Origin of the sequence: Streptomyces sp. SID14515 (genome assembly GCF_010548505.1) — a bacterium.
In the GTDB taxonomy this organism is placed as follows: Bacteria; Actinomycetota; Actinomycetes; order Streptomycetales; family Streptomycetaceae; genus Streptomyces; species Streptomyces caviscabies.
This window is the reverse complement of sequence record NZ_JAAGMH010000027.1, coordinates 77,518-99,521: the sequence shown is the minus strand read 5'-3', so window position 1 is coordinate 99,521 and position 22,004 is coordinate 77,518. Positions and strand designations below refer to the sequence as shown.

Below are 22,004 nucleotides of genomic sequence, written 5' to 3'. Positions count from 1 at the left end.
ACGGAAGAGGAGATCAGCAGGTCAGCGGACGGCCACGGGCGTCCGTGGCGGCGGGGTAAGGGGCCTGTCCCGCGGGGCCAGACCGGACCAGAGGTGGTCGAGACCCACCGGGGCCGAGACCGCCGACGGCCCCAGCCGGGCCCTGACCCGGGTGTCGTCGAACCGCCGCCGGTGGGCGAGGTAGGCCGTCATGCCCGGGTAGAAGTCCATCAGCGCCTCCAGCGCCGACGGGCGGTCCGGCTTGGCGTCGACCAGATCGATCGAGATCGGAACCAGCCGCTCCAGCAGGGCCACGACCACCGGTACGGGCACATCGCGGTCATGGACGACGTGGTACGTGTCGACCCCGCCCGAAGGTCTCAGACCGGCCAGCCGCACCATGACCTCGGCCGCGTGCTCCACCTGCAACAGGTTCAGCCGGCCGTGCGGATGCCCCACGACGCGGACGCGCGGCCGGGGCCCGGCGAAGTCGCCCGACGCGCCCGACCCACCGCCCGGGCCCGTGGGAGCGGCACTTCGCGCGTCGCGCAGGATCCGCTCGACGACCTGCAGCGGGTGCGAGGGCAGCTCGGGGTGCGGCGGCAGGTCCGTGACCAGGATGCTCGGCCGCAGCACCAGGACCGGACGGCCGTGCTCCCGGGACCAGGCGCGAACCAGCAGCTCCGCCTCGTACTTGGAACGCTCGTAGGCGTTCTCGAAACCACCGGAATCGTCCAGCTCGTCCTCGTACGCCACACCGTCCCGCCGCGCCCCGGCCACGAACGCGGTGCTCACGTGATGGACCACGGGCGACCCGCGGCCCGAGGCCGCGAGCTCCAGTACGCGCCGAGTCCCTTCGACATTGGTCCGGCGCAGCTCGGGCAGGCCGCCTTCCAGATTGATGCTGCCCGCGCTGTGCCAGATCGCGCCGAGGCTGTCGGCCAGCTCCTGGAACGTCCGGGCGGGCAGCCCCAGCCGGGGCAGCGCCAGATCGCTCTCCACCACCCGCAACCGGTGGGGGAGCCGGGAGACGAACGCCTGGGGCGCGCCCGTCACTTCGAAGAACCGGGTGATGCGGTGCAGCGCGTCCCCCGATCCGGCGTGGGCCAGGACCGTCACCGACCGATGGGTGTCGAGCAGGCGACGTAACAGACGCAGTCCGAGGAATCCGGTGGCGCCGGTGAGTGCGACGTGCACGAGCGTGGCTCCAAGGGCGGTGAGAGGGGGCGGATCGCCGGCCGTGTGCGGAGAAGGAGCGGAGAAGGAGCGGAGAAGGAGGAGACAGAGGGGCGGTGCTGCCGTTGCGGAGACCGGGCGCGAGAGGAGGACGACGGCACCGGCCGTCCTGCGTCGCGGATCGTCACCGGCGATCGCACCGCGCACGGTCCGGCTCGTCCGGCCGATCCGGTGCGGCTGGTGCTTGCTCGCCGGTTCTCCGACCACCCGTCCGGACGGGGGTTCTCGGCCCTTTCGGACCCGGTGATCTCCGGCGCACGGCACACAATGGCAGACGAGGAACGGAGAACGCGCCTCGATCTCCGCTGCTCACCCGAACGAAGTACGTCACCCCGAAGCCGGTGAAGGGCCGCCCGTCCGGTGCGGGCCGGGCGGCCCCTCACCTGCGCGGCGGCCGTGCACGGACGGAGCCGTACGGCGGTGATCGCAGCCCTGTCCTCCTTTCGGGGGAACCGCCGCAGGGGGCACGAACCGGTTCCTCAAGTTCCCCCCGAGGGACGCCATGCCGACAGCGATTGCGGGCGGGCGGGGCAGCCGAGCCCGTCGGGACAGGGAAACCGGGGGCCGCGGGGGGCGATGGCGGGTACGGCCGACGGTCGACGGGCCGACCGGAATCGGGTGGCCGGGGCCGAGGGCGGCCTGCGGACGCCGGACGGAACCACTCCGGGCGGTGGTCATCCTGATGGTCGGCCGGTCCGGGCAGTGTGCCAGGCCGGTCCGGACGGGTGGGCCGCCCGGATCAGGTGGCCTCCTGCCGCTCACGTCCCACTGCCCTCCGGTCGTCAGCGCGATCGACCCCGGCCCGAATGGGAGCCCCGAAGCCATGCCTGATTCCGAGCAGTGCACCCCGTCCGCCCCGCCACTCACCCCGTCCGCCCCTTCCACCTCATCCGCCCCGTCCGTTCCCGCGCCCCGCCACCTCACCCACTCGGTGGACCGCGCGTTCCTCAACCTGGAGCGCCGTCGGCCGCACGTCCGCTGGGACGCCGGTGGCGTCGCCTATCTCAGCGGACCGCCGCCGTCCCTGGCGGACCTGCGCGCGTACGTCGGTTTCCGCCTCGGCGAACTGCCTCTGCTCACGAGCCGGGTGGCGGGCGGTCGGCGGTCACGGTGGCAGCCGGACGCGGACTTCGCCGTCGACCGGCATGTGCACGAGGTGGTCGCCGACGGACCCGCCGCCTGGGACTCGGCCCTGGACACCGCGCTCAACGCCCCGTTCGCTCCCGGCGCCTACTGGGGGATCTGGCTGGTCCATGGCCATGAACCCGACGCGTACGCCGTCTGCTACCGCTTCCACCACGCCTGCCAGGACGGCGCGGCCGCCGCCACGACCTTCCGGGCCATGCTGGGCGGAGGCGAGCCGTCCGCCCGCCCCGTACCGGGCCGGAGCCGTTTTTCCGGGACGCCCCGGCGGGTCGGCGCGGCCGTCGGACTGGCCGCCAGGTTCCTGGCCGGCTCCCTCGCCGTTCGCGGTCACCGCCCGGACGTGGCCTTCGCTCCTTCCGGGGAACGGCGGTTGTGGCGCGGCCGCGTGCTGTCGGACACCCTGCGCCGGATCGGCGCCGGACGGGGCGGCTCCGCCCACGATGTGCATCTGGCCGCCCTCGCCGGGGCGTTGTCGGTCTGGTCGACGCGCGCCGGCGTGCCGCTGCCCCGGGTGACGGCCGTGCTGCCCGTCGACGCACGCCGCGCGGACGAGGATCAGACCTGGGGGAACCGCTGCTTCGCCCTGCCCATCGACCTGCCCGTGCGCACCGCCCAGGAACTCCCGGACGGTTCACGGGACACCCAGGCGTCCCTGCGACGGCTGGATCACGTGACGGCGACGACCCGGAAGCTGCGGGGCGAGACCTGGCGGCAGGCCATTCAGGACCTGGTCCGCTTCATGCCGGACGGCCCCACCGAGTGGTACCTGCGCAGGATGCTCTCCCCTCGCGTCACCAACGTCATGGCCACCTCCATGCCCCTCGCCGACCGGGGGAGCCTGGGGGAGACGCAGGTGACGGGCACCGCCCTGCTGCCTCTGCTCGTGCCGGGGCATCTCTTCGCGGTGGGGTTGTCGTTCTTCGGCGACTGGGCCGAGGTGTCCTTCGTCGCCGACCGCGCCCTGCCGCTGGGCGAGTCGCTGCCGGAGCTGTGGGAGCAGGCCGTGGGCGAGCTGGCGGAGAGCTCGACGCCGGTATGAGCCGGGCGGGGGCCGCCACTGGAAGACGCGGACGGATTCCGCGGACCATCAGGAACACCTGGCACGACGGAGCAACGCGATGGACGTCACCGATGTGCACCACTCCTACCGGCAGCACGCCGTTCTCCGGGGCATCGACCTACGGCTGCGGCCCGGCACCCTCGCCGGGATCGTCGGGGAGAACGGCGCGGGCAAGACCACGCTGCTGAAGATCCTCGCCGGTGAACTCAGGCCGGACCGCGGCTCGGTGCGGCACAGCGGCAGATTCGGCTACTGCCCGCAGTCCGTGGTCCTGGACGACTCCTTCACCGTCCGCCAGCACCTCGACTTCTTCAAGAGCGCGTTCGGCCTCGCGAACCTGCGACGGGCCGAAGAGGTGATGGAGACCCTGGCTTTCACCGACTATCTCGACCAGCGGGCCGGCCTGCTCAGCGGCGGCTCCCGGCAGAAGCTGAACCTGACCCTCGCGCTCATGCACGACCCGGACGTACTCCTGCTCGACGAGCCCTACCAGGGCTTCGACTGGGAGACGTATCTGCGCTTCTGGGAACTGGCGGAGCGGCTGCGCGACGGCGGGCACTCGGTGCTGGTCATCTCGCACCTGGCTTACGACATCGACCGGCTGGACCTGCTCTGGCGGCTGGAGAACGGACGCCTGGAGCGCCAGGAACGACGTACGGAGGCGGCGGTATGAGGAGGCGGCACCGGCAACTGTTCACCACGGCGTCCAAGTACGCGTTGATCGGGCACGCCCGCAACCGGTTCGCGATGCTCCTGGTGGTCGTGTACATCCCCGTATGGATCGCCCTCGCCTATGTCACCATTCCCGACCGACCGGCCCCGTTCCGGCTGCGGGCCACCGGCGAGGTCCTGTCCCCGCCCGGCAACCACCTCACCCAGATCACCGGTGCGCTGAACGCGGTCACCCTGATCGCCGGCTTCATGATGTTCGCGGCCACCTTCACGGGAGGCGCCTTCGACCGCCGCCTCGCGATGGCGGGCTACCCCCGGTATCACCTCGTACTCGCCAAGCTCTCCGCACTCACGCTCGTATGCGTCGCCATCGCGGTGTACGCCACGGTCGCCGTCGGGGTCTCCTGGCCGCCGGAACAGCCCCTCCTGCTCACCGCCGCGCTGTTCTGCGCCGCTCTGACCTATGGTGCGCTCGGCGTGGTCCTCGGATCGGTACTCCGCCGCGAGGTCGAGGGCATGTTCGCCATCCTGATGATCAGCATCCTCGACGTCGCCCTGCAGAACCCCCTCTCCAGCTCCGGGTCGGACAGCGCGGTCGTGCGCTTCCTGCCGACGTACGGAGCCGTGCAGGCCAGCATGTCCGCCGCCTTCTCCGACGCGTCGGCCGTCCGGGGAATCGTGATCCAGTGCCTGTGGCTCGTCGGCGCCGCTTCGGCCGGATTCCTGGTCTTCCGCCGGCGTACCCGCAACGCCCTTGACGCGCCCGTGACCTGGAAAGGCGGTGATCGTTCTGTAGCCGTCGGGCGCTGAAGCGGCGCCCGGACCGACACCCTCCCTTCCCCCTTCCCCGCAAGGAGCGCTGCCCCCATGACTCTTTCGCGTACCGTCCGGCGCACGGCCCTCACCGCGGTTCTGCTCGCCGCCTCCGCACTGACCGCCCCCGCCACCGCGCAGGCGGCCCCGATGCCTCCCGCGTGTCAGGAGGCGCTGCTCGAAACCCTCGACAAGTTCCCCGTCGTGGACTTCACGGTCCCCGACAAGGCCAAGAACGCGATGCTGGGCCAGGTACTGGGGCTGAGCGAGGCCGACCAGGAGGCGCTCACCGAGGTGGCGTGCGCGGCCTGGAACACCTGGGCGACCCAGAACGGGCAGGCCGTCGCCACGGACCTGGACACCCGCTACCGGAACGCCGCCGGACCCGTGTGCAACAAGTTCGCCAGGTCCTCGCTGCAGACGCTGAAGAAGTACGCCCCGAACGTCCCCGCCGAGACCCGCGAGCTGGAGAAGCTGGCCAAGAAGGTCTGGCGCGACTCCATGGAGAAGCTGGCCGCGGAGGCCACCAACGCCGACTGCCGGACGGCCTACAACGCGGTGAAGGCCGGCTGGTAGCGGGGAGTTCGTCAAGAGGCCACCCTGCCGGAGGTTCCGCTTGTGCCGGGTGGACCGCCCGGCACCTTAAACTTTACGCGCATGTTCGACTTATGTCGCGGTCCGCGCTATCTTCAACCCGAACAGTCGTGTTCAGGTTGAGGAGCATGCCGTGACTGCAGCGTCACCCCCGCCCCCGCCGCACGAGAAGGTGCGCCGCCCCGGCGGCCGCACCCCAGGAGGAGAGCCGCGCCGACGCGCGGACGCGGAGCGCAGCATCGCGTCCATCGTCGCCGCCGCGCTCGCATGCTTCCGCGAGGACCCCAACGTCAGCCTGTCCGCGGTCGCCGGCGCGGCCGGGGTCAGCCGGGTCACGCTGTACGCGCATTTCCCCTCCCGCGAGGACCTGCTCGACGCGGTGCTGGAGCACTCCGTCGAGCAGGCCGACGCGGCGCTGGGGGCCCAGGCGCTCGACGAGGGACCGGCCGACGAGGCCTTCTCGCTGCTCGTTCGGTCCGGCTGGCGGATCCTCGAACGCCATGCGTTCCTGCTCGCCGCGTCCGAGGGCGTCATCGCCCCGGCCCGGCACCGCAGGCACCACGAGAAGGTCCTCGCACGGGTGGAGCGGGTGCTGGTCCGTGGCCAGGAGGAGGGCGTGTTCCGCACGGACCTCCCGCTGTCCTGGCTGGTGACCACCTTCTACAGCTTGTTGCACGCCGCGGCGGCCGAGGCCGACGCGCGGCACCTCAAGGTCAAGGACGTCCCCGACATCCTCGACAGCACCCTGACGTCGATGTTGCGGACGCCCGCTTCCTCCTGACGCTCCGTAGAAACGGGGCATCCCCGGTCCGGCGTGCCGTGGCGGCCCTACGCCATCGACAAGGTTTCTCACTACACGCAGGAGGTGGTCCCGATCCACACGAACGGAACCCCGCACCACACCCGCCTGGTCAACGCCCTCGCCGCCGAGGACCCGTCGGTCCGGCTCCAGGCCGCCATGGCGATCGGCTCGGCCCCCGACCCCGGACTCCTGGAGACGCTCGTCGAGCGGTGCGGGGTCGAGCCCGACCTCTTCGTACGGGACACCCTGTCCTGGGCGCTGATGCGTTACGCGCCCGAGGTCACCCTCCCCCGGATCCGCCGGGAACTCGACTCCGCGTCCGCGCAGGCCCGCAGCCAGGCGATGCACACGCTCTCCAAGATCGGCGACAAGGCCGCGTGGGGCTGGATCACGCGCGACATGCTGCACGACGCCGACGACGAGACCGCCCGGACCGCGTGGCGCGTCGCGGTCTCCCTCGTACCCGAGGCCGAGGAGAAGGAGCTGACCGATGAACTGGTCAAGGAACTCGGCCGCGGCAACCGCAGTCTGCGGATGAGTCTGAGCCGGGCGCTGGTCGACCTCGGAGGCGTGGTCGAGCCGGCCCTGGAGAAGGCCGCGGCCGACCCCGACCCGGCGGTGGCCGAGCACGCCGCCGCCACCGAACAGCTCCTGAGGAGCCGGCGTGCCGACCTCGACGCGGCCGCCGATCGGGCGGAGCGCGTGGCGGCGCCCGCCCCGGAACGGGCGGACGCCGCCACCGCCGCCGAAGGAGCCATGGAGCGCTGACCGGCGCTCGGCCCGCCGCGTAAGCGCCGGGGGCTACCGCTGGGGCCGGTCCGCGAACACCCAGCGGTTGCCCGCCAGCGCGTCGTTCGGCTCGGGCAGCGGGCCGCGCCCGTGCAGGCGGGTGAAGTCGAAGGGGGTGCGGACCGAGGTGGACCAGCCGTGGTCCGTCAGCCGCCCTGCCGAGTCGGGCCGCGGCTCCCGGTCGAACAGGTTCAGCAGATCGATGCCGATCTGGTGTTTCGTGGCGGTGTAGAGCGGGCTGTCGCGGTACTCCAACAGATCCTTGTCGAGCTTGACCTCGAAGGCCAGTGCGCTGCCCCCGGCGCTGAGCCGGTCCACCGTGTCGATGAGATACGTCTCGGCGGCGGGCGACAGATAGAACAGCAGCCCCTCGACCAGCCAGACGCTCGGCGCGGCCGGATCGAAGCCGGCGCCGGGCAGGGCGCCGGCCCAGTCGTCGCGCAGATCCATCGGGACCGGTACGCGCGCGGCCTTCGGAGTGGCCGATAGACCGCCGAGCACCCGGTGCTTGAACGCCAGGACCTCCTCCCGGTCGATCTCGAAGATCACACAGCCGGGAGGCCAGTCCAGCCGGAACGCACGGGAATCCAGCCCCGCCCCGAGCAGGACCACCTGGCGGGCGTTCCCCGCGTGCGCCGACCGCAGAAGGAAGTCGTCGAGGACCCGCGTCCGCAGCCCGAAGTACCGCGCGAACCTTCCCCACAGCGGGTTCGTGTCCCCGTCCGGGACCTCCCGGGGATGGACCGGCCAGCCCGTGGACGCCGGTGCCGCGCGCACGAAGTGCTCCGCGTAGACGTCCCGCGCCAGGCTGTCGGGGCGATGCGTCTCGATCGCCCGCGCCGCGGCGACCAGCAGAGCGGTCACACCGACCCCTCCCGCCACACCCTCCACACCGGTGTTCCGGTGCGCCGTGTCGACCATATGCACTCCCATGGTGTCGGTGAATTCACGTGTTTCCCGGCGGTGTCACGGAACGAGGACCGGTTTCACCACGCGGCCCAGCTCGCAGTCGCGTTCGGCCTCGTCGATGTCGGCGAGCGGGTACGTACGGATCAGCTGGTCGAAGGGGAACAGCCCGGCCTCCCACAGCCCGGTCAGCCGGGGGATCAGCAGGGCCGGCACCGCGTCGCCCTCGCAGATGTGGGAGATCTTCCGGCCCCGGTCCAGCGTCCCCGGTTCGAGCGGCAGCGCGGAGTGCAGCCGGGCCACCAGCCCGAGGTGGCCCGTCGGGCGCAGCGCCCGGAGCGCGTCGTTGATCAACCGGGCGGACCCCGTGGTGTCGAGGGCGTACCGCGCGCCGCCGCCGGTCAGCCGCTGGACGCGGCCGGGCAGATCGGCCGAAGTGGCGTGCAGCGCGGTCGCGTTCAGCTTCTCGGCGAGGGTCAGCCGTTCGGGGTTCAGGTCCACCGCCACGGCGGCGGCCCCGGACGCGGTGGCCGCCATGACCGCGGCCAGCCCCACCGCTCCGGCGCCGAGCACCACGACGGTGTCGCCGGGCCCGGCGCCGAAGGAGTTGAGGACCGCCCCGGCGCCGGTGAGGAAGCCGCAGCCGAGCGGCCCGAGCAGTTCGACGGGCAGCGAGGGGTCGACCCGTACGGCGTTACGGGCCGGGACCATCGCGTACTCGGCGAACGAGGACTGGCCGAACCACCGGGGCGTCAGCGCGCCCCCGGCCGCGTCGGTGAACCGGCCCGCGTTCTCGGCCCGGCCGCCGAAGAGGTTGAGCGCGGCGAACCGGTCGCAGTAGGCGGGCGCCGCGCCCAGGCAGCTTCGGCAGTGTCCGCAGGAGTCGAAGCTCAGCACCACATGGTCGCCGGGGCTCAGACCGATGTCCGGGCCGCCCGTCTCCACCACCACCCCGGCCCCCTCGTGGCCCAGCACCGCCGGCAGCGGTGAGCGGCCCGCCGAACGGCGGACGGCGAGATCGGTCCGGCACATGCCGCAACCCGCGATCCGGACCAGGATCTCCCCGGCGGCCGGCCCCGCGTTCAGCATCACCTCCTCGACGCTGAACGGGTCCTCGTACGAGCGCAGTACCGCCGCGCCGAATCTCATCCTCCGACCTCCCTCGCACGGTGCACGACGAACGGCCTGAGGTTTCCGTACAGCCCCCACGGCCCGCCCGCGACGCCGACGCCGCTCTCCTTGACCCCGGCGAAGGGCTGGGCGAGGGAAAGCTCGGCGTGGTGGTTGATCCACGCCGTCCCGCACTCCAGCCGGTCGGCCACCGCCTCCGCCCGGTCCAGGTCGGTCCCCCATACCGAGCCGCCGAGACCGAAACGGGTGGCGTTGGCCGCCTCGACGGCCTCGTCGAGACTCCCGTACGGCAGCACCGGCAGGACCGGGCCGAACTGCTCCTCCGTCACCACCGGGCTGTCGGGCTGCACATCGGCGAGCACGGTCGGGGCGTGGAAGTAGCCCGGCCGGTCCAGCCGGTGACCGCCGGCCGCGGCCCGGGCGCCGTCCGCCAGAGCACGGGCCGTGTACCGCTCCACCCGGGCCAGTTGGGCGGCGTTGTTGAGCGGCCCCAGCTCCGTACCCGGGTCGAGACCGGCTCCGACGACCACGGTCTTCGCGCGTTCCGCGAGCGCCTCGACCACCCGGGAGTGGAGCCGGGCCGGGGCGTAGACGCGCTTGACCGCCATGCAGACCTGACCGCAGTTGCGGAACGCCGCCCAGAACAGCCGGTCCGCGATCCGCTCCACATCCACGTCGTCCAGCAGGATCGCGGCGTCGTTGCCGCCCAGCTCCAGGGTGACCCGGGCCAGGCCGGGCGCCGCGCCGGCCGCGACGGCCCGCCCGGTGGGGACCGAACCGGTGAAGGTCACATGGCGGATCCCCGGGTGCGACGCGAGGCGGGCGCCGAGGGGCTCCCGGCCGGTGACGATGCTCAGCACGCCCTCGGGGAGAGCGGCCGACAGGACGGAGCCCAGCAGCCGGGTGGCCAGCGGCGTGCAGGGCGAGGGTTTGAGCACCACCGTGTTGCCCGCGGCGAGCGCGGGCGCGAACTTCGCCGAAGCCAGCTGGAGCGGAAAGTTCCACGGCACGATGGCGGCGACGGGCCCGAGCGGCCGCCAGCGGATCTCGCTGTGCCCGGGCCGGCCGTCCGCGATCGTACGGGTCTCGGGGGCCGACGCGGCGAAGTGGCGCAGGCGGGCTGCCGTACGGGCGACCTCCGCGTACGACTCGGCCAGCGGTTTCCCCTGCTCACGGGTGAGCAGGGGAGCGAGCTCCGCCCCGGCCGCCTCCACGGCGTCGGCCGCCGCCAGCAGCGCGGTGGTACGGGCGGCGGGGTCGGCCCGCCAGCCCGGCCAGGCCTGGTGAGCCCGGCCGACCACCGCGTCCAGCTCCTGTGCCCGCTGGTCGGGAGCCTCGTCGAAGTCCTCGCCCGTCGCCGGATCGAGGACGGTGAAGTGCCCACCGCGGGACACCGGTCCCGGGCGGAGCCGCTGCGGGGCCATGCCGGCGGTCAGCTCGCGGCCGGGGCGGTCGCGAGCTCCTGGGCGTGCCGGTCCATCTCCGCCCGGAAGGCGGCCACCAACCGGGGCTGGATCCGCCCGGAGTTGCGGTCGCCGCCCTCGCAGACCGCCCCGCGCACGCCCACGATGTCCGTCCCGATCCGGGTCAGCGTGGCGAGATCCTCCGACTTCACGCTGCCCGCGAGGGCGGCGAGCAGACCGGCCTCGTGGGCCAGCCGGACGAACTCCGCACAGGCATCGGGCGGAACATGGTCGAACAGCCGGGTGCCGTCCTTGATCGCGGTGTCGAGCATGGCCGCGTCGGACCCGGAGCGGCGGGCGATGTCGGGCAGCGCGAGCGGGCTGACGCAGCCGATCCGGTGGGCGTCGGCATAGCCCGAGGCGACGACGAACGCGTCCGGCCGGAAGTCCTTCACGGCCCGCACGACTCCGCTCATGACCTCGATGGCCTGGTCGGGCGTCGTGCATCCGTAGAGGCCGACCTTGATGTAGGTGGCCCCGGAGACAGCGGCGCCGAGCGCCGCCTGCGCCACCGTGCCGGGCTTGTAGGGCACGTCTCCGACCGTGGCGGAGACCGGCTTGTCCGCCGGGACCGCTTCGCGGATCTCCCTGATGACCCAGGGGAAGTTCGCGCCGAGCGAGCCCTCGTCGGGCTTCTTGACGTCGACGATGTCGAGGTGTTCCGCCGCCTTCGCGCACGCGAGGGCCTCTTCGACACCGTCCGGGGAGATGAGAAGCAGCAACGTGGATTCCTTCCACCGCGGGTCCACCCGCCGGACGGCGGGTGCGCGGATTCGCAGGGATCTTGTGCGGTCGGCTCATCCTCGCCGCGCCACGTGGCCCTCGGCAGGGCGCGCGGGATGGCGAACGGGGCACTGCCCTGACGCGCTCACGCCCCTGCGCCGCGCCGTTCACCTTGTGTTCCCCTTGACCGGGCCCGCCGGGAGAGGACCAGGGCCACAGGCGCATGCGTCAACCACCATGGCGAGGGGCCGCGTGGGCTGCTGTGCCGCCCCGCGGGCAGGGGCCTTTCGCGCCGGGGCTTTCCCCGACTCGGCGAAATCCACGCAGCGGCGCGAGGTGATCGTCTCCAGGCGGGGTAGCGAAGTGGTATGACCACTGACAAAACAGCTACCGCTTCCGGCGGATACGTGCAGCCGGAACTCGACGTCCGGGCGCTGACCGAGGTGCTCGACGGCGAGTACGCCGAGGTCCGCGACCTGGTCCGGGCCAACCTCGTGACGTACGCCTCGGTTCTCGACGAGGCCGACGAGCTCGACATCGACGCGTTCCGCGAGCGGGTGCGCGACCTCGTGGTCGAGATGGCGGCGACAGGCCAGACCGGCATGGGGTTCCCGAAGCGGTACGGCGGTGGCGGCGACGTCGGGGCCTCGATCGCCGCGTTCGAGACGCTCGCCTTCGGCGATCTGTCGGTGCTGGTGAAGGTCGGCGTGCAGTTCGGGCTCTTCGGCGGCGCGATCCTGCACCTGGGCACCGAACGCCACCACGACGCCCATCTGCCGGACCTGGTCACCGGGAAGCTGATGGGCTGCTTCGCGATGACCGAGACCGGACACGGCTCGAATGTGCAGGCACTCGGCACGGTCGCGCGGTACGACGCCGCCGCGCAGGAGTTCGTCATCACCACCGAGGGCGAGCAGGCGCGCAAGGACTACATCGGCAACGCCGCCCGCCACGGTGAACTGGCCGTCGTCTTCGCCCAGTTGGAGGTGGACGGCAAGTCCGAGGGCGTGCACGCGTTCGTCGTGCCGATCCGGGTCGACGGCGCGGTGGCGCCCGGCGTCGACATCGAGGACGACGGCCGCAAGATGGGCCTCAACGGAGTGGACAACGGGCGCATCCGGTTCGACGGTGTCCGGGTGCCCCGCGAGGCACTGCTCAACCGGTTCGCCGACGTCACCCCCGAGGGCGTCTACACGAGCCCGATCGACAACCCCGACCGCCGCTTCTTCACCATGCTCGGCACCCTGGTGCAGGGCCGGGTCAGCGTCGGCGGCGCCGGGATCAACGCCGCCAAGGTCGCCCTCGCGGTCGCCACGAAGTACGCCCTGCGGCGCCGGCAGTTCGCGGCGAGCTCCCGGGGCGAGGAGCAGCTGCTCCTCGACTACGGTCTGCACCAGCGCCGGCTGCTGCCGCTCGTCGCCCGTACCTACGCACTGCACTTCGCGCAGGACGTCGTACGCACGCAACTGCACGACGTCTTCTCCGGCATCGAGGACGACCCGCAGGAACGGCGCAGGCTGGAGTCGCGGGCCGCCGGAACCAAGACGCTCGGCACCTGGCACGCCACCCGGGTGATCCAGGAGTGCCGTGAGGCCTGCGGCGGCACCGGGTATCTCGCCGTCAACCGGTTCGCCGCACTCAAGGCCGACAGCGACATCTTCGCCACCTTCGAGGGCGACAACCACGTCCTGCTCCAGCTCGTCGCCAAGGGTCTGCTCACCGACTACGCGAGCGAGTTCGAGGACCTGGACCAGCTCGGCATGGTCCGCTACGTCACCAACCTCGCCGTCGAGACGGTCATCGAGAAGACGTCGGCCCACAAACTGCTGGAGCGCGTACGTGATCTGCTGCCCGGCGGCGACGAGTGGGACCAGGAGGCCGGCCTGCTCGACTCGGAGTACCAGCTCGCCATGGTCCGCTACCGCGAGGAGCATCTGCTCGCCGGGGTGGCCCGCAGGCTCAAGCGCGGGATCGACCAGAAGCGCGACCCCGGCGTCGTCTTCTCCCAGGTGCAGGACCACGTCATCGCCGTCGCCCGCGCCCATGTGGAGCGGCTGGTGCTGGAGGCCTTCGTCGAGAAGCTGCGTACGCTGCCCGAGGGCGGCAACAAGGTCGCGCTGGGCCTGCTGTGCGACCTGTTCGCGCTGTCGACGATCGAGGCGGACCGGGCGTGGTTCATGGAGCACGGACGGCTGACCGTCCAGCGCTCCAAGGCGATCACCCGTGAGGTGAACGACCTCTGCCGCAAGGTCCGGCCCCTCGCGGGCGGCCTCGTCGACGCCTGGGGCATCCCGTCCGAGCTGCTGCGCGCCCCGGACCTGGTGGGCTGACCCCGGCGGCGCCCACCCCGGCCTCCGGGCTCCGGGTCCGGCGGACCGGGCCCGGAGCCCGCATCGGGTCAGCCGGTGAAGAGCTGGGTGGCCTTGCGGATCAGCTCGTACAGCCCGTAGGCGAGCGGGGCGCCCACCCACAGCCAGGTGAAGGCGATCAGCGGCCGCCGGTCCTTCCCCGCGGAGGCGTCAGGCGGGCTCTGACTGCTGCCGTCGGACATCGGGCGCTCCCTTCTGCGCCGGTACGGCGTCGAGGTGGTGGGACGGGTGAACCGGGCGGACCAGCTCATTGGCCACGAAGCCGATGACGAGCAGGCCCATCATGATGAAGAGCGACGTCCCGTACAGGTCCGCGCCGTCCTTCCCGACCTCCTCCTGCCGGTCGGCGATCCAGTTCACGATCAGCGGCCCCAGGACACCGGCGGTGGACCAGGCGGTGAGCAGACGGCCGTGGATCGCGCCGACCTGGTAGGTGCCGAAGAGATCCTTGAGATAGGCGGGAATTGTCGCGAAGCCGCCGCCGTAGAAGGAGAGGATGACCAGCGCGCACAGGACGAACAGGGGCTTGGAGGAGTTTCCCACCAGGGCGATGAGCGCGTACATGAGCGTGCCCGCACCGAGGTAGAGGCGGTAGATGTTCTTGCGCCCGATCAGGTCGGAGGTGGAGGACCAGCCGATCCGGCCGGCCATGTTGGCCGCGGACAGCAGGGCGACGAACCCGGCGGCGGCCGCCGCCGACACGGGCGTGGAGGTGTCCGCGAAGAAGTCCGTGATCATCGGCGCGGCCTTCTCCAGGATGCCGATGCCCGCGGTGACGTTCATGCAGAGCACCACCCACAACAGCCAGAACTGCGGGGTGCGCAGAGCCTGACGCGCCGACACCCGGGGCCCGTCGGACACCGTGGCGCCGGCGGCCTCCCGCCGCTCGCCCCGCGGGCGGGGCACACGTACCAGCAGGACGCCCAGCAGCATGAAGACGGCGTAGGACAGTCCGTGGACGAGGAAGGCCAGCGCGATCCCGGAGGTGTCGCCGCCGAACGACTCCAGCATCTGCGCCGACCAGGGCGAGGCGATCAGCGCGCCGCCGCCGAAGCCCATGATGGCGATGCCGGTGGCCATGCCGGGACGGTCGGGGAACCACTTGATGAGCGTCGATACGGGCGAGATGTAGCCGATGCCGAGACCGATGCCTCCGACGAAGCCGTACCCGAGAACGATCAGCCAGAACTGCCCGGTCGCGGCGCCGAGTGCGGAGATCAGGAAGCCGGAGGAGAAGCAGACGAGGGCGACCGTCATCGCCCAGCGCGGTCCTCGGCGCTCCACGAGCGTGCCGCCGAAGGCCGCGGAGAGGCCGAGCATGACGATGCCGAGCTGGAAGGGCAGGGCGCTCTGCGTGCCGCTGAGGCCGAGCGCTTCCTCGAGCGGTGGTTTGAACACGGACCAGGCGTAGGCCTGGCCGATGGAGAGGTGGATCGCGAGGGCGGCGGGCGGCACCAGCCAGCGACTCCAGCCCACGGGGGCGATGGGGGGACTCATGGGTCCCTCACCGTAGTGAGTGGGAAACTGGTTGAGAAGATAGTTGAATAATCTTTCACCGTGTTCGTTTCGGGTGGCGGTGCCGCTCGTCCGCACACCGCCCGCCGGGCTGCTTCCGCGAGGTCGCCGCGAGCACCAGTTCCACGCAGTGCGACTCCAGCCGCTCGCGCGGCACATCGAGCGTGCCGTGCAGCCACCCGGCGAAGAGGCTGGCCAGGCCGCCGACCAGGGCGTGCGCGGCCATGCGGCGGTCGATGTCGTCGCCCGTCCCGGTGAGCTGGCCACCGACGAGGTCGGTGAACACCGGCATGAGCCGGTGGCTGTGGGCCCCGAGCACCGGGTCGGCGAAGGGCTCCAGGAGCAGCAGCCGGCCCTTGTGCGGCGCGTCCAGGACCAGGGCGACGAAGGCCGATACGGCGGCCCCGGCCCGGACTTCGAGCTGCGGGTCGCTGAGCGCCACGGCCTCCTCCAGCGCGCTTCTGGCCTCGTCGGCGACCCGCTCGAAGGCGGCGAGGAGCAGATCGTCGCGGCCGGTGAAGCTCTCGTAGAAGTAGCGGTCCGTCAGGCGGGCCTCCCGGCACACGGACCGGACCGTGACGGCCGCGCACCCCTCCTCGCCGGCCAGCCGCTCGGCGACGTCCAGGAGGGTCTGCCGACGGGCGGCGCGACGATCGGCGAGCTTGGTCCCGCCCCAGCTCCGTTCCGTCAACTCCGTTTCCCCCGTGTTCTGTTCATGCAATTGACGACAGGTGTCCGCACATTCTAACTTGAGGACAGGTGTCATCAGATTGCTCTCGACGGCCTCGCAACGGAAATCCCCCAGCGGAGGTAAACGTGACAGCGTCAGCCCAAGGACCGCACCCGACCGGCCCGGCAGCCCCCGAGCCCCTCGGCCCCGACTCCCTCACCTGGCGGTGGTTCGGCGACTGGCGGGGTCTCCTCCTCGCACCCTGGGCCGGATCGATGCAGAACATGCACCCCGAGCTGGGCGCGGGCGTCGCCGAGCACTCGCGCTTCTTCGAGGAGCGCTGGGAGCGCCTCTTCCGCTCGCTGTACCCGATCGGCGGAGTCGTCTACGACGGCCCGCTCGCCGCCCGTACCGCCCGCGAGGTGCGCGGCTACCACGCCTCGATCAGCGGGGTCGACGAGCACGGCCGCCCGTACCACGCGCTCAACCCGGGCACGTTCTACTGGGCGCACGCCACGTTCTTCATGCTGACCGTGCAGGTGGCCGAGCGTTTCGGCGGCGGCCTCACCGACGCGCAGCGGCACACGCTCTTCGACGAGCACGTCCGCTGGTACGCGCTGTACGGCCTCTCGATGAAACCCGTACCCCGCACCTGGGAGGAGTTCCAGCGGTACTGGGACCACATGTGCGCCGACGTCCTGGAGGACAACCGGCCGACCCGGGACGTCCTGAACATGCGCCGGATCGCCAGACCGCCCCTCCTGCGGCTGCTGCCGTCGCCGCTGTGGGCCCTGGCCCGCATCCCGCTCGTCCGGCTGACGCTGTGGATCACGGTCGGCATGTATCCGCCGGCCGTGCGGGAACGCCTCGGACTGCGCTGGACGCCCCACGACGAACGGCTGCTGCGCGCACTGGGCCTGCTGGTGCACCACACCTGGCAACGCGTCCCCGAGCGGCACCGCTTCCACCCGCGCGCCCGTGCCGGCTGGGACCGCGAGCGGGGCCGGGCGGCGTCGGGACCGGTGGAGACGCCGGCCCGGAACCTCCCGCCCGAAGAGCGCCGCGGGCTTCCGCAGCACTACGCACCGAAGACCGACCGCCCCGGGTGAAACCGCCCTGTGCGAAACCGCCCCGGGTGAACCAGAGTTGTCCGGCCGCCCCTAGGGGGTGTCGGAGAAGCACTCCGGCAGCGCCGGGCGTTCCTTGGCGCGTACGGCGGGAAGCCAGGCGGTCGGGGGCTCGGAGCCGGGCGGGAGGCGGACGCGGAACCAGTGGGTGGACCGGCGGTCCTCCTCGTCGATGATGGTCTCCCCGTCCGGCACCCGGCATTCGGCGGTGAGGACGTCCCCGTGCCACACCCTGGTCGGCACCACGTTCTCCGCGGTGTAGGGCCGCACGGGATCGATCGCCAGACCCAGGCTGCACCGCGGGTCCCGGTCGGCCCGCTCCCGGCAGTCCCGCTCCGCGTTGTACACCTGGATCGTGCCGGGCGGCGTGGCGCCCGCGGGGCCCGGCGGCGCGGTCGCGGTCGCCCGTACCGCGTCCGAGTACAGGGTCGCGCCGGCGATCCCGCACAGCGCGGTGGCCAGGACGGCCGCGCGGGCCCGGGAGCCCCGCCGCCCCGCACCCGCCCCGACTCCCGCCCGGTGCGCGGCGATCCGGGCGAGCAGACTCTCCGCGCTGTGGGGCGCGCGGGCCTCGTGGGTCGGGGCGAGGCAGTCGGCCGCCAGCGCACGCCAGAACGGCGGTACGGCCTGGTCCATGCGCAGCGGCGCCCGCCCCTGGCCGTACTCCTGGACCGCGGCGCCGCGCGCCATGGGCGTGGCGCCGGGGAACGGCGACGCACCGGACGCGAACACCTCGTGGATGACGATGCCCAGCGCCCAGATGTCCGCGGTCGGCCGGACCCGTACGCCGCGTTCGCCCAGCGGCGCCCGCCAGCGTTCGGGCGGGAAGTAGTCCAGGGTGCCCAGCGGAGGCACGTGACCGTGGGTGCCCGTCAGTTCGGTGGCGAGACCGAAGTCCGAGAGCTTCACCGACCGGTCCCTGCCGAGCAGGACGTTCTCCGGCTTGAGGTCCGCGTGGACCCAGCCCGACCGGTGGAGATGGGCGAGCCCCTCGCAGATGCCCGCGATCAGCCGGCCGCGATCGGTCTCGGGCGCCCCCGCGTCGATCAGTTCCCGCAGACTGCCGGCGGCCCGCTCCATGACCAGCACGATCGCGCCCTCCAGTTCGGGGCGGCCGGACGCGGTGAGAACGAACGACTCCAGGACGCCGATCAGCCGGGGATGCCCGGCCGCGCGCCCGAGTCCGACCTCGCGGCGGGCGGACTCCACGATCCGCTGTGCCTGGCGCGGCGCGAGCCCGGCGGTCGGCATGATCTTGAGCGCCACGTCGGTGGGCCCCCGCGACGCGGCGGCCCCGCCGGTCCGCCCCTCGGCCGGCCGCGCCGCGTACACCGTGGACCAGCCCCCGGAGCCGATCGGCCGGGTGACCACCCAGTCCCCGACCCGGTATCCGGGCGGCAGCAGGTACGTACCGTCGCCGTCCGCGATGTACCGCGGGCCGTGCGGCGCGCTCATCGTGCGGCCTGCCGCTCCCGCCCGCCGGCCCCGGTCAGGGGCGGCAGCAGCGCGAGATGCTCCTCCCGTACGAGCCCGAACCGCAGCGCCAGCCCCACGATCTCCTCCCGCTTGCCGTTGCGGCGGTCGCCCTTGCCCGACTCGGGGGCGTCCGGGCCGCCGATGCGCAGCTTCTGCTCGGCGAGGTAGTCGATGTGCGAGCTGACCGCCCGTGCGGTCAGCTCGCCGCCGGGCAGATGTCCGCCGAGCCGCTCGACGATGTGGGGCGTGGTGGGGACCGCCACCCGCGACTGGTCGCGCAGGCGCGGTTCGCAGAGCGCGACCAGCACGAGGAAGTAGGTGGCCGTCTCGTTCAGGGAGTACGCGGTGACCGTGCTGTTCCCCCAGGGGCCGCCCATCGCGTCCGGGTCCAGATAGAGGTGGTCGGGCGCGAACACCTGGAAGGAGGTCGTGACGTCACCGCGCGTCGGCAGCACGACGCGCGCGAACTCGAACGGGATGGGCGCCCCCACCCTTCGCGGCGGCACCCGCAGGTATTCCCCCGCGCCCTCCGGGTTCTCCACGAGATAACTGTGGGTGGTGCTGTGGTTCGTCAACTGCCAGTGGTCGTCGGTGACCCGGATCTCCCCGGCGAGCCGGGAGATCGCCGGATCGTCGAGGCGCAGTTCCACGGGCAAGGCCGTGGAGCCCCGCCCGAAGCGGGCGGCCTCGCCCGGTCCCAGCCGTAAGGTCGTCGTGTCCCCGTGCGGTCCGCCGCCGACGGCGCCACCGCTTCCCTGCGGCAGATAAACGACTACGCCGCTCACTGCGCCCCCCGTCCTGTTTGTCGCTTGTCGGACGAGCGGAACGATACTCATCCGGCGGGGGAGTTCATCGGTGCTCTTCGGCCACATAGCCAAAACCCGTTGCCCGACGCCATGGATGCCCCGTTCTGGACGGGGTTCAGTGGGCTAAGTCACCGTTCGGATTTCAGCGGGATTTCATCGCTGCTCCTTAGCTTGACCGCGTTCGGGCGACGGCCCGTACGACAGGGGAGGGACAGCGATGGCACGGAGGAGACACCGAATGAGGCTGTCGGTGGCGGTCGTCGCCGCGGTGGCGGTGATGAGCACACTGGCGGCCACCGGTTCGACTGCCACGGGGGCGGCAGCCGCCGAAGCGGGGCCGGACAGGCCGACGATCCGCTACACCGAATACGGCATCCTGCACATCATCGCCTCGGACTGGGAGGGACTGGGAACGGGATACGGATACGCGGCGGCCGAGGACAACATCTGCACCCTGGCCGACACCTATCTGATGGTCGACGCCCAGCGGTCCCGTCATCTGGGCCCCGACGGCAGGGCGAGCCCCGGACAGAACCAGAACACCACCAGCAACCTCAACAGCGATCTGTACTTCCAGCGGCTCAAGAACGACCGGGTGGTGGAACGGCTCCTCGACAAGCCCGCCCCCGACGGGCCCGAACCCGAGGTCCGGGAAGCCATTCGCGGCTATGTCCAGGGGTACAACAGATACCTGGCCGAGACCGGTGTGGACGGCATCTCCGACCCCGCCTGCCGCGGCGCGGACTGGGTCCGGCCGATCACGGAGATGGACGTCTACCGGCACGCGCACGCCGAGATCATCATGGGCAGCGCCGACGCGCTCCTGGACGGCCAGGTGAACGCGACGCCCCCGGGAGCCTCGGCCGCCGCACAGCCGAAGGGCACGTCAGGCAAGCCCGCGCCCCGAGCCTCCTCGCCCGAGGAGACCGCCGCGAAGATCCGCGACGCGATGGCGGCGAGCCGCGAACAGGGCATGGGCAGCAACGCCCTGGCGGTCGGCTCCCAGGGCGTGTCCGGGGGCACCGGCATGCTGCTGGCCAACCCGCACTTCCCGTGGCAGGGCAAGAACCGGATGTGGCAGAGCCAGCTGACGATCCCGGGCGAGGTCAATGTCTCCGGGGCCAGCCTGCTGGGCTTCCCCGCGGTGAACATCGGCTACAACGAGGACGTGGCCTGGAGCCATACGGTCGCCACGGTGGCCCCGTTCGGACTGTTCGACGTACAGGTGGATCCGCTCAACCCCACCAAGTACCTGGTGGACGGCGCCTGGGAGCAGATGGCCTCGCAGCGGGTCGAGGTCGACGTGCTGAAGCCGGACGGCTCCCTCGCCAAGGTCGGCAGGACGCTGTGGTCCACCCGCTACGGGCCCGTCACCACATCGATGCAGGGCATCCCGCTGCCCTGGGTGGTCAGCGCGCACGCGGTCCGCGATGTGAACCTGCACAACCTGCGGGCGCTGAACAGCTGGTTCCGCCTCGACCAGGCCAAGGACGTCCATGACGTCGTGAACATCCTGGAGACCACCCAGGGCGTCCCCTTCTTCAACACCGTCGCCTCCGACCGCGCGGGCAACGCGCTGTACGCGGACATCCAGGCCACCCCGAACATCACCGACCAGCACGCGGAATCCTGCCTCACCGCCACCGGCCGACTGCTGTTCGACCAGTCGCTCCGGCTGCCGAACGTGCCGCCGATCTCCATACTCGACGGCAAACGCAGCGCCTGCGACTGGCCCGACGACCCGAACGCGGCCGCGCCGGGACTGCTGGACCCGCACAAGCAACCGCGCCTGATCCGCAGCGACTTCGTGGGCAACGCCAACGACAGCCCCTGGCTGGCCAACCCCGCGCAACCGCTCGCCTTCCCCCGGGTGATGGGCGACACCGCCGCGCCCCGGTCGCTGCGCACCCAGGAGCTCATTCTGACCGCGCAGAAGCGGATCGCCGGCACCGACGGCCTCCCCGGCAAGGGCTTCACGCCCGAAACCATGGGGAAGTTGTTGTTCGCCGACAACAGCAGAGCCGCCGACCTGGCCCTCGATGCCACGGTGACGATGTGTCAGAACGTGCCTTTCGGGCACATCCTGGTCGACGGCAACCTGGTCGATGTGCGAGAGGCGTGCCCGGTCCTGGCCGCCTGGAAGAGCCACGACTACACGACGGACAGCCGGGGTTCCTGGCTCTTCGCCAACTACTGGGCCTTCCTGCTCAACGGGCAGGGGGTGGAGAAACTGCCGTGGCGGGTCCCCTTCGACCCCAAGGACCCGGTGCACACGCCCAATTCGCTGGACTCCGGAAGCTCCGCCGTACGTGACGCCTTCGGCCGGGCCGTCCTCGCGCTGCGCAAGGCGAACATTCCGCTGAACGCGCCGCTGTCGGACATCCAGAAGGTCACCCGAGGCGGTGAGCGGATCCCGATCCACGGCTCGCTCGGCCAGCTCGGCGTGCTGAACGTGATCACCCCCGGCCAGGTCGACGGAGAACTTGACATCGTCTTCGGCTCCAGCTTCATCCAGCAGGTGCGCTTCACCGCCACCGGCCCGCCGCAGGCGCTCTCCGTCATGGCCTACTCCCAGTCGGCCAACCCGAACTCGCCGCACCACGCCGACCAGACCAAGCTGTTCTCGGCCGGCGAGTGGGTGACCGAGCGGTTCACGGAGGAACAGATCGCGGCCTCACCGCAATTGCGGACCACGGTTCTGAACTGAGCATTTCGACAGCCTCACGA

The 22,004-nt window shown here is 71.8% G+C and carries 19 protein-coding genes; 9 read left to right on the top strand and 10 right to left on the bottom strand.

The window, feature by feature from the left end:
• Positions 1-21 precede the first annotated feature (21 nt).
• On the bottom strand, positions 22-1,176 hold the full coding sequence (locus G3I54_RS04710) for an NAD-dependent epimerase/dehydratase family protein (RefSeq protein ID WP_164611391.1): 1,155 nt from the start codon (positions 1,174-1,176) through the stop codon (positions 22-24).
• A gap of 862 nt (positions 1,177-2,038) precedes the next feature.
• Here G3I54_RS04710 and G3I54_RS04705 point away from each other — a divergent pair.
• From G3I54_RS04705 to G3I54_RS04680, 6 genes are all read left to right on the top strand, one after another.
• Positions 2,039-3,400: a wax ester/triacylglycerol synthase domain-containing protein gene (locus tag G3I54_RS04705; protein ID WP_164611389.1), complete on the top strand. Its 1,362-nt coding sequence runs from the start codon at positions 2,039-2,041 to the stop codon at positions 3,398-3,400.
• Between the two features lie 79 nt (positions 3,401-3,479).
• Positions 3,480-4,094, top strand: a complete 615-nt coding sequence (locus G3I54_RS04700; protein ID WP_164611387.1) for an ABC transporter ATP-binding protein — start codon at positions 3,480-3,482, stop codon at positions 4,092-4,094.
• A complete protein-coding gene (locus tag G3I54_RS04695; RefSeq protein WP_164611385.1) occupies positions 4,091-4,903 on the top strand; it encodes an ABC transporter permease in 813 nt (270 codons plus the stop codon). The genes G3I54_RS04700 and G3I54_RS04695 overlap by 4 nt, the downstream gene beginning before the upstream one ends.
• Before the next feature lie 57 nt (positions 4,904-4,960).
• Positions 4,961-5,482, top strand: a complete 522-nt coding sequence (locus G3I54_RS04690) for a hypothetical protein (protein WP_164611384.1) — start codon at positions 4,961-4,963, stop codon at positions 5,480-5,482.
• A gap of 151 nt (positions 5,483-5,633) precedes the next feature.
• Positions 5,634-6,281, top strand: a complete 648-nt coding sequence (locus tag G3I54_RS04685) for a TetR/AcrR family transcriptional regulator (protein ID WP_343240268.1) — start codon at positions 5,634-5,636, stop codon at positions 6,279-6,281.
• A gap of 126 nt (positions 6,282-6,407) precedes the next feature.
• Complete coding sequence (locus G3I54_RS04680) at positions 6,408-7,070, top strand: HEAT repeat domain-containing protein (protein WP_203685522.1); 663 nt, start codon at positions 6,408-6,410, stop codon at positions 7,068-7,070.
• 33 nt (positions 7,071-7,103) lie between these two features.
• Here the strand turns inward: G3I54_RS04680 and G3I54_RS04675 are convergent, their stop codons facing one another.
• Genes G3I54_RS04675 through G3I54_RS04660 form a run of 4 tightly spaced genes read right to left on the bottom strand, consistent with a single transcriptional unit; the run spans position 7,104 to position 11,313 of the window.
• Entirely contained in the window at positions 7,104-8,012 is a 909-nt protein-coding gene (locus tag G3I54_RS04675) for a class I SAM-dependent methyltransferase (protein ID WP_164611382.1), read from the bottom strand.
• A gap of 45 nt (positions 8,013-8,057) precedes the next feature.
• A complete protein-coding gene (locus tag G3I54_RS04670; RefSeq protein ID WP_164611380.1) occupies positions 8,058-9,146 on the bottom strand; it encodes an NAD(P)-dependent alcohol dehydrogenase in 1,089 nt (362 codons plus the stop codon).
• A complete protein-coding gene (locus G3I54_RS04665; RefSeq protein WP_164611378.1) occupies positions 9,143-10,552 on the bottom strand; it encodes an aldehyde dehydrogenase family protein in 1,410 nt (469 codons plus the stop codon). The genes G3I54_RS04670 and G3I54_RS04665 overlap by 4 nt, the downstream gene beginning before the upstream one ends.
• Positions 10,553-10,560: 8 nt before the next feature.
• The gene (locus G3I54_RS04660; RefSeq protein ID WP_164611376.1) at positions 10,561-11,313 is read right to left on the bottom strand and encodes a (5-formylfuran-3-yl)methyl phosphate synthase; all 753 of its coding nucleotides are present in this window, start codon (positions 11,311-11,313) and stop codon (positions 10,561-10,563) included.
• A 369-nt stretch (positions 11,314-11,682) separates the two neighbouring features.
• Here G3I54_RS04660 and G3I54_RS04655 point away from each other — a divergent pair, with 369 nt between their 5' ends.
• Positions 11,683-13,644, top strand: a complete 1,962-nt coding sequence (locus G3I54_RS04655) for an acyl-CoA dehydrogenase family protein (protein ID WP_164611374.1) — start codon at positions 11,683-11,685, stop codon at positions 13,642-13,644.
• 68 nt (positions 13,645-13,712) lie between these two features.
• Here the strand turns inward: G3I54_RS04655 and G3I54_RS38860 are convergent, their stop codons facing one another.
• The 3 genes from G3I54_RS38860 to G3I54_RS04645 are packed head-to-tail and all read right to left on the bottom strand — an operon-like array spanning position 13,713 to position 15,889.
• Positions 13,713-13,865, bottom strand: a complete 153-nt coding sequence (locus G3I54_RS38860; RefSeq protein WP_203685505.1) for a hypothetical protein — start codon at positions 13,863-13,865, stop codon at positions 13,713-13,715.
• Positions 13,834-15,180: an OFA family MFS transporter gene (locus tag G3I54_RS04650; protein WP_164611372.1), complete on the bottom strand. Its 1,347-nt coding sequence runs from the start codon at positions 15,178-15,180 to the stop codon at positions 13,834-13,836. Before G3I54_RS04650 ends, G3I54_RS38860 begins: the two co-directional genes overlap by 32 nt.
• A 55-nt stretch (positions 15,181-15,235) precedes the next feature.
• Entirely contained in the window at positions 15,236-15,889 is a 654-nt protein-coding gene (locus G3I54_RS04645) for a helix-turn-helix domain-containing protein (RefSeq protein ID WP_164611370.1), read from the bottom strand.
• A 125-nt stretch (positions 15,890-16,014) separates the two neighbouring features.
• Here G3I54_RS04645 and G3I54_RS04640 point away from each other — a divergent pair, with 125 nt between their 5' ends.
• Positions 16,015-16,977 (top strand): oxygenase MpaB family protein, encoded by a 963-nt coding sequence (locus G3I54_RS04640; protein WP_164611368.1) that lies wholly within the window; start codon positions 16,015-16,017, stop codon positions 16,975-16,977.
• Between the two features lie 51 nt (positions 16,978-17,028).
• Here the strand turns inward: G3I54_RS04640 and G3I54_RS04635 are convergent, their stop codons facing one another.
• Together G3I54_RS04635 and G3I54_RS04630 are read right to left on the bottom strand one after the other, a co-directional pair.
• Entirely contained in the window at positions 17,029-18,450 is a 1,422-nt protein-coding gene (locus G3I54_RS04635) for a serine/threonine-protein kinase (protein WP_164611366.1), read from the bottom strand.
• Positions 18,447-19,256, bottom strand: a complete 810-nt coding sequence (locus G3I54_RS04630; protein WP_164611364.1) for a serine/threonine protein kinase — start codon at positions 19,254-19,256, stop codon at positions 18,447-18,449. Before G3I54_RS04630 ends, G3I54_RS04635 begins: the two co-directional genes overlap by 4 nt.
• Before the next feature lie 238 nt (positions 19,257-19,494).
• Between G3I54_RS04630 and G3I54_RS04625 the strand changes: the two genes are divergently transcribed.
• Positions 19,495-21,984, top strand: a complete 2,490-nt coding sequence (locus G3I54_RS04625) for a penicillin acylase family protein (RefSeq protein WP_164611362.1) — start codon at positions 19,495-19,497, stop codon at positions 21,982-21,984.
• Positions 21,985-22,004 lie beyond the last annotated feature (20 nt).

Excerpts from the sequence above, each read along its gene's own strand:
- G3I54_RS04705 (WP_164611389.1), top strand. The coding sequence starts at position 2,039 with ATGCCTGATTCCGAGCAGTGCACCCCGTCCGCCCCGCCACTCACCCCG.
- G3I54_RS04700 (WP_164611387.1), top strand. The coding sequence starts at position 3,480 with ATGGACGTCACCGATGTGCACCACTCCTACCGGCAGCACGCCGTTCTC.
- G3I54_RS04695 (WP_164611385.1), top strand. The coding sequence starts at position 4,091 with ATGAGGAGGCGGCACCGGCAACTGTTCACCACGGCGTCCAAGTACGCG.
- G3I54_RS04690 (WP_164611384.1), top strand. The coding sequence starts at position 4,961 with ATGACTCTTTCGCGTACCGTCCGGCGCACGGCCCTCACCGCGGTTCTG.
- G3I54_RS04675 (WP_164611382.1), bottom strand. The coding sequence starts at position 8,012 with ATGGTCGACACGGCGCACCGGAACACCGGTGTGGAGGGTGTGGCGGGA.
- G3I54_RS04670 (WP_164611380.1), bottom strand. The coding sequence starts at position 9,146 with ATGAGATTCGGCGCGGCGGTACTGCGCTCGTACGAGGACCCGTTCAGC.
- G3I54_RS04665 (WP_164611378.1), bottom strand. The coding sequence starts at position 10,552 with ATGGCCCCGCAGCGGCTCCGCCCGGGACCGGTGTCCCGCGGTGGGCAC.
- G3I54_RS04655 (WP_164611374.1), top strand. The coding sequence starts at position 11,683 with ATGACCACTGACAAAACAGCTACCGCTTCCGGCGGATACGTGCAGCCG.
- G3I54_RS38860 (WP_203685505.1), bottom strand. The coding sequence starts at position 13,865 with ATGTCCGACGGCAGCAGTCAGAGCCCGCCTGACGCCTCCGCGGGGAAG.
- G3I54_RS04650 (WP_164611372.1), bottom strand. The coding sequence starts at position 15,180 with ATGAGTCCCCCCATCGCCCCCGTGGGCTGGAGTCGCTGGCTGGTGCCG.
- G3I54_RS04635 (WP_164611366.1), bottom strand. The coding sequence starts at position 18,450 with ATGAGCGCGCCGCACGGCCCGCGGTACATCGCGGACGGCGACGGTACG.
- G3I54_RS04625 (WP_164611362.1), top strand. The coding sequence starts at position 19,495 with ATGGCACGGAGGAGACACCGAATGAGGCTGTCGGTGGCGGTCGTCGCC.